This is a genomic window from Saccharothrix texasensis, from assembly GCF_003752005.1.
In the GTDB taxonomy this organism is placed as follows: domain Bacteria; phylum Actinomycetota; class Actinomycetes; order Mycobacteriales; family Pseudonocardiaceae; genus Actinosynnema; species Actinosynnema texasense.
Genome location: NZ_RJKM01000001.1, coordinates 2063083 through 2074234, shown reverse-complemented (window position 1 = coordinate 2074234; position 11152 = coordinate 2063083). Strand labels below are relative to the sequence as shown.

13 protein-coding genes are annotated in these 11152 nt (G+C 71.6%); all 13 read right to left on the bottom strand.

The features are described 5' to 3' along the window. Position 1: 1 nt before the first annotated feature. Positions 2-2533, bottom strand: coding sequence for a hypothetical protein (locus tag EDD40_RS07810; RefSeq protein ID WP_123742305.1), 2532 nt, complete (start codon positions 2531-2533; stop codon positions 2-4). 44 nt (positions 2534-2577) lie between these two features. Continuing rightward, positions 2578-2925 carry a hypothetical protein gene (locus EDD40_RS07805; RefSeq protein ID WP_148088721.1) on the bottom strand — a complete coding sequence of 116 codons (348 nt, stop codon included), beginning with the start codon at positions 2923-2925 and terminating at the stop codon, positions 2578-2580. Positions 2926-2936: 11 nt separating this feature from the next. Beyond that, positions 2937-3584 carry a hypothetical protein gene (locus EDD40_RS07800; protein ID WP_123742303.1) on the bottom strand — a complete coding sequence of 216 codons (648 nt, stop codon included), beginning with the start codon at positions 3582-3584 and terminating at the stop codon, positions 2937-2939. A 28-nt stretch (positions 3585-3612) separates the two neighbouring features. Next, the gene (locus EDD40_RS07795; protein WP_123742302.1) at positions 3613-4584 is read right to left on the bottom strand and encodes a phage tail tube protein; all 972 of its coding nucleotides are present in this window, start codon (positions 4582-4584) and stop codon (positions 3613-3615) included. After that, positions 4581-4955 (bottom strand): SAP domain-containing protein, encoded by a 375-nt coding sequence (locus tag EDD40_RS07790; protein WP_123742301.1) that lies wholly within the window; start codon positions 4953-4955, stop codon positions 4581-4583. Before EDD40_RS07790 ends, EDD40_RS07795 begins: the two co-directional genes overlap by 4 nt. A gap of 28 nt (positions 4956-4983) precedes the next feature. Next, positions 4984-5466 (bottom strand): hypothetical protein, encoded by a 483-nt coding sequence (locus EDD40_RS07785; RefSeq protein ID WP_123742300.1) that lies wholly within the window; start codon positions 5464-5466, stop codon positions 4984-4986. Beyond that, positions 5466-6275, bottom strand: coding sequence for a hypothetical protein (locus tag EDD40_RS07780; protein WP_123742299.1), 810 nt, complete (start codon positions 6273-6275; stop codon positions 5466-5468). The genes EDD40_RS07785 and EDD40_RS07780 overlap by 1 nt, the downstream gene beginning before the upstream one ends. A gap of 9 nt (positions 6276-6284) precedes the next feature. Beyond that, entirely contained in the window at positions 6285-7052 is a 768-nt protein-coding gene (locus EDD40_RS07775) for a hypothetical protein (protein ID WP_148088720.1), read from the bottom strand. After that, on the bottom strand, positions 7049-7366 hold the full coding sequence (locus tag EDD40_RS07770; protein ID WP_123742297.1) for a hypothetical protein: 318 nt from the start codon (positions 7364-7366) through the stop codon (positions 7049-7051). Before EDD40_RS07770 ends, EDD40_RS07775 begins: the two co-directional genes overlap by 4 nt. A 100-nt stretch (positions 7367-7466) precedes the next feature. Then, complete coding sequence (locus tag EDD40_RS07765; RefSeq protein ID WP_123742296.1) at positions 7467-8849, bottom strand: phage major capsid protein; 1383 nt, start codon at positions 8847-8849, stop codon at positions 7467-7469. After that, the gene (locus EDD40_RS07760) at positions 8846-9664 is read right to left on the bottom strand and encodes an HK97 family phage prohead protease (RefSeq protein ID WP_123742295.1); all 819 of its coding nucleotides are present in this window, start codon (positions 9662-9664) and stop codon (positions 8846-8848) included. The genes EDD40_RS07765 and EDD40_RS07760 overlap by 4 nt, the downstream gene beginning before the upstream one ends. Continuing rightward, the gene (locus tag EDD40_RS07755) at positions 9661-10866 is read right to left on the bottom strand and encodes a phage portal protein (protein WP_123742294.1); all 1206 of its coding nucleotides are present in this window, start codon (positions 10864-10866) and stop codon (positions 9661-9663) included. Before EDD40_RS07755 ends, EDD40_RS07760 begins: the two co-directional genes overlap by 4 nt. Next, positions 10863-11144, bottom strand: a complete 282-nt coding sequence (locus EDD40_RS07750) for a hypothetical protein (RefSeq protein ID WP_148088719.1) — start codon at positions 11142-11144, stop codon at positions 10863-10865. The genes EDD40_RS07755 and EDD40_RS07750 overlap by 4 nt, the downstream gene beginning before the upstream one ends. Positions 11145-11152 lie beyond the last annotated feature (8 nt).

The window sequence follows — 11152 nt, the reverse complement described above, 5'->3', positions numbered from 1 at the left end:
GTCACCTCGGTTTCGGCAGTCGGTTCTTGCGGTTGAGGTTGTCGAGCGACCGGGTGAGCCACTCCTCCAGTTCGCGCTGGCTGCCCACCGGGCCCGTGAACGTCGGCGAGACGTCGTAGTAGTGGTTGTGGACCACGGACACGGGCGCAGCCGACGCCACGCGGGCCGGTCCAGGTCCGCCTCCGGCCGTCGCGACCCCGGTGGGCATCTCGAGTTCCTTCGTGCCGCCCTCGGAGTCGTTGATCGCCTCCAGCAGCGGCCCGAACTTCCGCGCCGCACGCCGGTTGACCACGAACTCCTTCGGCGTCAGCAATGCCGGGACGCTGTCCTGGTCCGGGCCGGCCCCGCCGACCCAACCGCCGTCGTTGTAGCCGGAGACGGCACCGGAGGACCGGTTCGACCCCGCGATGGGGACTCCGCTGCTGTCCACCTGCATCCGCATCACCACGGAGAAGAACTTGTCCCGCACGTTCGCGTTGTTGATCTGGTTGATCTTGGCGAGCGCGTCGAAGTTGTTCCCCGTGATGACGACTTCCTTGCCGTTGGGCAAGCGGTACACAGCCTGACCGGCTTCGTTGACGCGGGCCGTCACCCCGAGCGCGGCCAACGTGGTGGCGTCCAACGAGGACACCATCGCCATCAACGAAGCCGGCGCGGTGGTTCCCGCAGCCGCCGCCAGGCGCAGGATCTCGGTGGCCTGCGCCTGGGTTACCAGGCGTGCCCGTTCGGACTCCGACGCGCCCGCGTGCTCCGCGTTGGCCATCTCACCGGCCGCGGTGATCGCACCGAGCAGTGACTGCTCGTAGGCCAGAGTCGCCTCGCGGACCTCCAGGCTGTTCTCGGCGTGGCTCTTCGTCGCGTCGCTCAGGCCCTTCTGCGCCTGCTCCAGGTTCAGCAACGCGGCCCGGTAGTTCAGGCCGGCACCCGCCGCACCGAGCATGATGTTCTGCTGCTCGATGATGCGGTCGGTGTGCGTCTTGGTCGCCTCGGCCGCCGCCTCGGCTTTGCGCTTCTCGTCGTCGAGCGCGGCCCGCCACACCACGCCGGCAGCCGCGGCCTCGGGCGAGGCCTCGCCGTACTTCTCGACCGCCTCGTTGTACGTGACCTGTGCCAGCTCGGCGCCGGTCAGCGAGTTGCGGATCTCCTGGTACTGCCGGTTGGTCTCGCTGATCTTGAGGTTGTTCGCGTCGAGCTTGCTCTGCAGGGTTTCCGCTTCACCGGCGAATGCGCCCGCGGCCTCACCGGTGCTCTCGAACTGCTGGCGGATCGACGCCAGCTGCGACTGGTAGTCGCTGTTCTCGGTGTTGAGGCGGCGGATCTGCTGCCGAACCCGGTCTGCCTCGCTGCCGCCCTTGAGCAGACCTTCGGCCCAGGTGCGCCCGGTCGCGGTGATCTGCTCCATCTCCTGATTGGCCGCGTCGAGCATCAGGCCGAGGCCGACGGCGGCGACGCCGACGATCGGCAGGGCCGCCCCGACCTTCGACAGGACGTTGCCCATGCGCGACCCGGCGGTGGCGACGCGCTCACCGGCGCCGGCCGAGCCGGTCAGCTGCTCGGTCATGATCCCGGCGGACAGCGCGGTGCGCTCCATCCGGCCGCCGAGGTCGAGCTTGGTGAAGCCGTTGCCGGCGGCCGTGAGCAGCCGCCAGCCGCCGGCCGCCGCCAGGGTGACCCCGAGTCCGGTGCCGAGCGCGCCCTGGAAGGGCTCCAGCACGCCGAGCAACCCGGAGACCGCGGACATCCCGGTGCCCGCGGCGTCGGACAGGATGGGCAGCGCATGGTCCGCCAGGCCCAGCAGGGAGTCGCCGGCGCGTTCGACGACCTGCTCGACCCGTTCCATGTTCGGGGCGGCTGCGTCGGCCAGGTCGCCGACGAGCTCGCCGACGTCGCCCAGGACGTCCTCGGCGATACGGCCGAACCCGGTGATCACCCGTCCGGCCGACTCCGAGCTGTCGGAGACGTTCTCGGCGAAGTCCGACACACCGGAGCCGACGTCGCCGAGCAGGGACCGGTAGCCGCTCATCACCGGCTGGCTCGACCGGACGGCCTTGGCCAGACCGGGCATCGCGTTGCCGGCCAGCTCTCCCACACCGGTCGCGAGCTCGCGCACGCCGTGTGCCATCGCCGGATCGGCGAAGATGGACTTCAGCACGGGTCCGACGTCCCGGCCCCACGCCCGGCCGAGCTCGTTGGCCGCGACCACGAAGTCGTCGACCATGGGCTCGGCCATGGCCTGGACGTCGTCGGTCACGTTGTCGCGCAGGTTCGAGAACGACGTGCGAACCTGCTCGTTGCTGGACACCGCCGAGGCCGCCATGCCCGCGAACAGCAGCGGCACACCGCCGATCGCGGCGGCCGCGGCCAGGCCGCCGGCGTTCGACGCGGCCGCGACCCCTGCCATCGCCTTGATCGCGCTCGACCCGGCCCGGTCGACCCGGTCCCCGGCACGCTCGGCGGCGTCGCCGACCGACCGGAACGCGGGCGAGGCCTTGTCGATGCCGAGGATCGTGAAGATCAAGTCGCGGTTGGCCACGTCCGCGCACCTCCTTCCGGTGGGCGGTGCGCGGGGTGCGGCCGTCAGCCGGTCGTCGGCGCGGCCTCGCTCACGGGGTCCGCCTCGGCGGCCGTCGGCGGTTCGGGTACCGGGGTCGGGTCGTCGACCCAGCTGTACGCGAGGGTGTGCCACTGGAACCGCACGTCCTCGAACCGCAGCGCGGTCTCGCCGTTCGCCCGGCGCGCCGCCCACCACATGACCTTGACCGCGACCATGTCGCCCACGTCCAGGCCCGCGAGGATCTGCGCCCACGTGCGGCCCCGGGCGAGCTCTTGCAGGGCGATGGTGTCGTCGACCCACAGGGCGTGGACGTCGAGGTCCCAGGCGCGGCCGTCCTGGACGAACCGCAACCAGTGCAACTGTCTGTCCATAGTGGACCCTTCTATCCGTTGCCGAGATCGTGCAGGACGCGGATCACCACGGCGTGCGCCGCTGTTCGGATCCGCGGGCCGTGCCGCTTGCGCGGCTCGCTGAACCAACCGGCGGGCGTGACTGCCTGGCTGGTCCACCGCCCTCGGCCGAACGTGGGCTTGCGCCAGCGGCCGCGGTCCATGAGCCGTGGCAGCGCGCGCTGGTCGGGAGGCATCCGGGCCTGGGCCGCGCGGATGCGCACCGCCGCGCGGGTGGGACTGGTCGACGCGGTGGTGCCTGTCGCCCGTGCCACCGTCGCCCGCAGTCCGGCGCGTCCGTACGCCTTCGCCCTGGACCGGTCGGTGAGCTTCTTCCGGTTGCGCAACGCGTGCTCGACGCGGGCCTGCCGCGCCGAGCTGGTGGTGCGGATGCGCCGGTTGCCCTGCGGCCCGTCCTTCGCGCGGGCGACCTTGCGGCTGTAGTTGCTGCTCTTCCGGCCGCTACGTGTGCTCTTGGTCGACAGGCCTTGCACGAGTGCCTTCATCTCGCGCACTGCCGGATCGGCCGCCCGCTTCATGTCCGCGGTCATCTTCCGCGTCAGGTCACCGCGACCCGCGCGCTTGAGGTCGGCGGCGGCCTTGCGGAACGCGTCGGTGCCGTGTACCTCGAAGCCGGGCACGGCCGCACCTCCCGACCGGGGACGTCGACTAGGGGGTCTCGTCGGTGGTCTGGTACTCGACCTCGATCGACAGGGTGCCGTCGTCGATCACCTTGTACGGCAGGGGGTTCTGCAGCATCGTCGGGCCATCGACGTTGGGCGTGCCGTCGTCGAACCTCACGTTCGCGGTGATGCGGGTCTCGAAGCGCAGCGCGTCTTCGATGATGCCGCTCTGGAACAGCAGCACCAGCTCGGCCTCGTCGCCGTCGACGAACCGCTGGTAGGCGGTGAGGTCGTCGAACTCGGGTTCGAGGTTGCCGGTGATCTCGCGCAGCCCGGCTTCCTCCGGCTTCGCCCGCAGCGGCGAGCCCAGGAAGTACCGGTCGTCGGCGAGCGTGTTCACGCCCTGCATGGAGAACGACCTGACCGCCAGCGCCGAGCCGCCCACCGTCAGCGTGCCCTCGGTGAAGGGCACCGGATCGCCGTCGGCCGCGTCCACGAACGAGGCCAGCGCGGTGGCGGTGGTGGCGTCCCGCCCGATGACCGAGGCCGTGAACGTCACCAGCTCGTTGACCGCGGCCGACAGCGACCACTGCCGAAGCATGCAGCCGATGTAGGTGAACGGGCGCACCGTGGCGCCCTTGTCCGGCCGCCCCACCTGGATGGTCAGCCCCGGCGGCAACGTGCCCGGGGTGAACGTGTGCAGGAAGACGGTCGGCGCGTTGGGCTCGTCCGGCTGGCTCGTGACGACGCCACCGAGGGCGTTCTTCCACCACAGGCCCCACCCGGCGGTCATCAACTCCATCGTGACGTCACCGGCGACGGCACGGCGCCCGCTACGCCACCGACTCGACCGCTGGACCCGCACGCCCGGGCGGATGCCGCCGGACTCGATCCGACCGACCTCCAATTTCAGGCTCTCGGAGCGGAACTCGTAGCCGCGGTTCGGGGTCACGGCCGTGCCGTGCGTGACTTCGCTGCCCACCATGACCTGGGCGGACATGCCCGAGGGGATCGTCACGGCGTCACCTCCGCGGTGGTCTCGTCGTCGCCGGTGCGCTCGTCGCGGCCGGCCGTGGTCCGGACGTGGTCGGCCAGGCGCTCGGCGAGCACCGGCCTGGTGCCGTCCGTGGGGAGCCGACGCCCGGCCAGGGCCTCACGCAGCCGCGCCGCCGACCACGACCGGTAGTCCGGCACGTCGGTCCCGGCGGGAACGGCGGGGTCCGCCATGGTGGCCGTGTCGGGCGGGGCGTCGGGGTCGCTCCAGGTGTCCTGCTCGATCAGGCTCAGGCCGACCACGTCGGGGACTTCGATCGGTTCGCCGCGCAGGGCGATGAGCCCCACGGCGGCCACGTTCACGGCCCGGTAGGGGCCGTCGTAGACGACACGCACGTCCTCACTCCTATCTGTGTGGGTTCGCTCAGATCCGGGCCTGGCACACGACGTGGAACCCGACCTCGACCAGCGCGCCCTTGTCGGTCTGCATCGGGAGGTAGGACTCCTCGCCGCCGGTGCGGGCCCACAGCACCGAGCCGCCCAGCCGGGGATCGGCCCCGGGCGCGCCGAGCCGCAGCAGCTGCGCGACGCCGTCGTAGATGCCGAACGCCCGGTCCCGCTTGGCCTTGATGCCGGTGTCGCCGGACCGCGCCAGCGCGGTGCAGTAGATCGTGAACGCCTCGTCGGCGTCGGAGCCGCCGAGGTTGACCCAGTTCTGCGCGCCGACCGCGCCGGGCGAATCGTCGTCGGGGGTGTCGCCGATGTAGAGCACCAGCTGCTCGGTCGGCTCGACGACCGGCGGGCCGTCGACGACCTGCACACCGGCCAGCACGCCGCCGGTGGCGGTGGCGCCCTGGCACAGGGCGACCAGCGCGTCCAGCGCCGCGGGGATCCTGGAGGCGACCATCAGGCGAAACCCCCTACAGGCTTACCGAGCAGCTCGACCGCCCGGTTGGGGATGGCGTAGCCGATCAGCGCGGCCTCGTAGTCCTCGTCGCCGCCGCGGCTGGGCAGGGACGTCTGCCCGCGCTGGGTCTCCCACAGGTGGCCGAGGATGATCCGCCCGGCCGCGGTGACGTGCTCCGGGATCGCGGTGTTGTCACCGGCGACGTAGACCACCGTGTACTCGCCGGCCGCGAACGACGCACCGGACCGCAGGCGCAAGATGTCCGAGGACGTCCAGGTCAGGTCGGCGGGGTCGTAGCCGGTGCCGGTGTCCAGCAGCGGCTGCATGCTGGTGATCGACGCGATCGGCCCCCAGATCAGCGGGATGCCCTGCCGGCCACCGCGCGCGGTCTCGGTGCGGGTGCGCCGCACGAAGGCTCGCTGGGTGTGCCGCTCGACCACGAAGGTCGTCGCGCCCATCCAGTCGCGCAGCTCGCCGTCGTCCGTGGTCGAGAGCAAGTTGAGCTGCTTACGGGCGTCGGCCAGCGAGATCAGCCAGGCGCGGTCGGCGGGGCGGACGTCGAGAATGTCGGCGTCCGCGGTGGCGTTGGTGCCGGTGGCCACCCACCGCACCAGGTGCCGCCCCACGTCCTCGGTGAGGAACTCGGCGGTGTAGACGCCGGTGGACGCGTTGGTCACGTCCGGGGTGACGGTGGTGTCGTCGGGCAAGGTGATCGTGCACGTCACGTCCCCGCCCGGGGCGGCCAGGGCGCCTGCGGCGTCGCGCACCTCGAAGCGCAGGCGGGCGGTGTCGCCGAGGTCGTAGGTCACGTCTGCCCCCTACTCGTCGACGGCGGCCGGGGCCGGCCGGTAGGGCTCGTAGGTGTCCTCGTCCAGGAACACGCCGTGCTTGTCATGGGTGGTGCGCACGCCGGTGTGCACGTAGGGCTGCACCCCGACCGCCGCCAGGCGCACGCAGAACGACAGGTCCTCGCTGAACGTCCGCGGCTTGCCGTGGTCGCCGGTCGGGTGGGTGATCGGGTCGAACCAGGCGTCGCCGTAGCGCTCCCGCACGGCCGCGACCGCGACGCGGTGGATCAGCAGGCAGGCCGCGCCGGTGCCGCCGACCGGCACGAGCTGGTCGCGCGGGTAGTCCAGCATCGGCGCGAACCCGACCTCGTCGCCGAGGTCGCGGAATTCGAACAGGGTGGGCTGGATCCGGAACCGCTCGGCGCCGAACTCGCCGCGCCCGGAACGCTTGAGCGCGAAGCACAGCCCGCCGACCACCGGCCGCTCGGCGGGGTCGGCGGCGGCCACCAGGCGCTCGACGACATCGGGCCCGAACCCCATGTCGCTGTCCACCATGAACAGCCACTCCGCGTCGGTGGAGTCCAGGAACTCCCGGGCGACCTGGTTGCGGCTGCCGGGGATGCCACCGCTGCCGGTGACCGCGCGCAACTCCCGGCCACTCTCGCGCACGATCCGCTGCGGACCGACCAGGTCGGCCATCAGCAGATCCCGGTAGGACAGCCCGAACACGGCCGACCACGTGCCGGGGTCGAGGTAGCCGACCACCACCGACCCCGGCACGAACCCTGCGGACGTCACTGGCGGTTGCCCGACTGCTTGCGGGTGGCGCGACGCTCGCCGGGCGCGGCCGTCGCCTGCTCCACCGGCGCGAGGCTCACCGACTGCACGTTGGTCTCGGGTTCCGGGGCGTTCTGGTCCTCGAACAGCCACGGGAACGCGGTCACCAACGGGTCGTCGGCGGCGTAGCGGTCGCCGGGCCGCGGCACGACGAAGTTGCCGTGCTCGGGGTGGACCACGGCGGAGGGGTCCCTGCGCACCCGCACGAAGTTCGGGGCCGGCGGGTCCTGCGGTGGGTCCGCGGGTGGTGGCGTGGTCGGGTTGGGATCGGACACGGTGGTTCCTCCTCGACGGGGGATCTTGGCGGGGTCGTCGGGATGCGCCGGTGCCCGCCTACCCCGGGCGGGTCGACGGGCACCGGTGAGGTGAGGCGGGTCAGGCGCTGGTCTTGTCCTGCAGCAGCCGGAACGCGTTGTCCAGCACGCTGTCGGACCCGGTGCGCCAGTGGGCGAGCCAGCCCCGCTTGCCGTTGGGCAGGTTGTTGTCCACGTGGAACATGTTCGGGATGAACTCCACGGCCCACGAGCCGGGCTTGTCGACGATCAGGAAGTTCTTGAAGTCGCCGAAGATGAGCTCGTTGTCGCGGGCGGTGGTGGTCTGGGTGTCCGGGGCGTCGTCGTCCTCGTTCACCGGCCGGCCGTAGATCACCGGCGTCGGGGCCTCGCGCAGGTCCCCGGAGTAGGCGTTGGACACCTGCGTGCCCAGGGCCTTGATCGCCAGGTGGTACCTGGAGTTCATGTGCCACGTGGCGCGCCTGCGCCACCGCTGGGCCACACCGCGGTACACGGCGTCGAGGTCGACCACGCCGATCGCGGCGGCCGTGGTCGAGACGATCTCGACGTTGGTGTTGGCGTCCAGCGCGGTGAAGATCCCGGTGGGCTGACCGGTGCCGGTGCCGTTGTTGTACTTGTCGCCCTCCAGCACCTCCTTGGCGTCGGCGAACATCATCCGCACGTCCGACTCCAGGCCGGAGATGTCCTCGAACGCCTCGTAGGACGCCTGGACGAACGCCCGGGCCATGTGGACGGGGATGCCCTCGTCGTCGACGGCCGGGGTGTCGTCGGAGACCTCCGACAGCTCGGCGTCGAACGACGCGGTGACGCCCGCCGTGGTGACGCCGTTCCACCGGTTGCCGGTGGTCAGGGTGACCACGCGGGCAATCTGCCGCAGTGTGTTGTCCGACCCCTCGTTGGTCAGGATCAGGGTCGGATCCAGGTGGGTGGGCACGAGGTAGCCGCCGGCGGTGTTGGTGCCCACGGCCATCGCCGCGCGCTCCTCTTCGTTGAGCAGCATGCCCTCGCCGCGCATGAGCTTGAGCCACCCGGACTCGTAGGCCGGGGTCGACCGGGCGAGCAGCTGCCGCGCCCACCTGGTGTCCTTGGCGTGCCGCTTGATCAGCCGCTCCATCTGCCGCTGCTGGTCGGCCTCCAGGTCGCGGCCGTCGTTGGCGCGCAGCAGCCCGTCGACCAGCTGCTGACGCGAGGCGTTGCCCTCCAGCAGCGAGGCGAACGGGTCGGCGGTCGGGTTGAACCGCGCGCCGAACTGCTTGCGGGACTCGGCGACGCGGCGCGACCGCTCGGCGCGGTCCTCCACCTCGGCGGCAGCCACCTTCTGGCGCAGGTCGGTCTCCTCGGTGTCCAGCTCCGCCCACCGGGTGGTCTGGTCCTCGTCGAAGGCGGCCTCACCGGCGGCCTCGTGGATGCCTCGGCGCTCGGTCTCGATCGCTGCGAGCCGCGCGCGCATCTCCTCCAGCGTCATCTCGACGCCCCTTTCCTCAGGTACGGGTAGATGGCCTCACGCCGTTCGGCGTGGGTCGGTCCGCCCGAGTGGCGCTTGGCCGGCTCGTCGGCTCGTGGTGCGGCTCCCGCCGGTGCGGCAGTGCCCGTCGGGGCGGCTGCCGTGGCGTCGGGAGTGCGGGTGCTGCTCACGCGCGACCGCAGCTCGTCGACCCGCTGGGGGTCGCGGGCGCGCAGCCGCTCGTAGTACAGGTCGGTCATCGACGTCGACCGCAGTCCGGCGGTCGCGTCGGGGTTGGCGGGCCAGGTCACCGGACCGAACTCGAACAGCCGGATCTCGGTGATCGTGCGCTCGGGCAGGCCCTCGGGGTTGTGGTCGGAGCGGCCGGGCTCCTCGTTCCACTCCTCCTTGATCACCCGCATCCGGAACGACGAACCGTAGACGCCGGCCTCCAGGCCGGGCCGCAGGTCGCGGTTGTAGGAGGTGTCGAACAGCGGCACCACGCCGACCGGGCTGTCCGCGTCCTCGCGGAGGTCCTCCACGGGGCCCAGGACCTTGTTGCCGATCTGGTAGTCGTAGCCGTGGTCGTACAGGCACCGGATGTTCTTCCGGTTCTCCGCGATGGTCTTGGCGAACGCGCCGCGCTGGGTGCGCTCGAGGAACCGGCCCTCCCACCACGAGTTGACCTCGTACCAGGTGTCGAAGACGCTGAACCGGACCTCCATGGTCGGCATCACGTCGGCGGCCTGGCCCTCGTCGCCCTCGGCGCGTACCGCGCGGATGCTCGTCGGCACGGCCCGCACGATCTCCAGGCCGGGCACGGTGTTGATGCTCATGGTCTCCCGTCCTCGGGGTCGTCGGGCCCGCCGTCATCGCCGCCCGCGCCGGACGCACCGCCCACGGGGTTGGGCTCGTCGCCCCACGTGACCGGGGGCAGCTCCTCGTCGGCTCGGACGTCGTTGACCGTCTTCCACCGGTCGCCCAGCGCCAGGTGGTGAGCGCGGTAGCGCTCCAGAGTGGTGGACTGCAACACCGCGTCGCGGTCGATGCGCGCGTACTGCCCGTCCGGCAGCATCGACGTCAACACCCGGTCGGCGCGCCGCAGCCACTTGTTCAGCGCGTACACCAGCACGTGCGCGCTGCGCGACTCCACGTTGGTGTAGCGCATGCTGCCGCCGGTCTCGTAGCCCAGCAGCTCGGCGATACCCGGGCCGAAGATCCTGCAGCAGTCCGCGGCGCTGTAGCCCTGGGTCTGCAGGAACTGCGACTCCTCGGGCTTGAGCTGGATAGGGGCGTACTCCCAGCCCTTGCCCAGCACCAGCGGCTCGCGCGATCCGCGGATCACCGCGAGGAACCGGTCCTTGACCCGGCGCACGACGGTTTCGTCGGACAGGTCGGCTTCGCTGTTGGTCAGCAGCGCGCCGGGATGCGCCCCGTCGGTGAACCACTGCAGCCCGAACTGGGTCGCCACGAGGTTGAGGCCGATCGTGCGGGCGTGGCGCTGCACCGGCGACATGCCCAGCACCACGCCGGGCATCGGGTTGACCCGGAGGTGCCGGAAGGTCTCCAGGTCGACTGTCTTGCCGTCCACCGACCACTCGGGCACACCGTTGCCGCCCAACCAGCCCGTCACCGAGTCCGGGTAGTGCAGGGTGATCTGCGTCGGGTAGCCGCGGGACTGTTCCAGCACCGTGCCGAACGCGTTGCCGCGCAACAGCCACGACACCAGCAGCTGGTACATCCAGTCGGCCAGGCCGTGCCCGTCGCCGGCCGGGTCGAGCAGGTATCCAGGAGTCGGCAACGACCGCCGGGAGCCCTTCGAGCCGGTGTAGACGCCCACCGGCAGCTCCGAGGCCAGAGACGCCAGCAGGTCCACCGACGAGCCGATCGCCACGGCCTGCAGCGCCGACTCCGCCGAGCCCACGTGCACGGCCGCGTAGCCGGCTCCCAGACCGTCGTAGTCGGACACGTAGTGCCGCCACGGCCGAAGGGGCGCGTTCGCCCGCTCAGGACGACGTGACCGCGTCAGGTAGCTCACCGGGGTTCACCGCCCTTGCTTGCGCGCCGGTCGCGGTCCTCGCGCCAGTCGTCGACCACCCGGTCGCCCAGCAGCAGCAGGCCGGCGGTGATCAACCCCGCCGGCGGGAAGACCATCCCGGCGCCGATCGACAGCAGCAGCACGGCCGCCACCGCGATGCCGTGGCGGACCACGCCCCGCCAAGCGTGGCCCGCCACCACGGCCGCGCCGAGCAACGCCCGCACGGCCAGCTTGTGGACGGACGTCCGGAACCGCACCCAGCGAGAGGGCTTGGGCACCTGCGCTC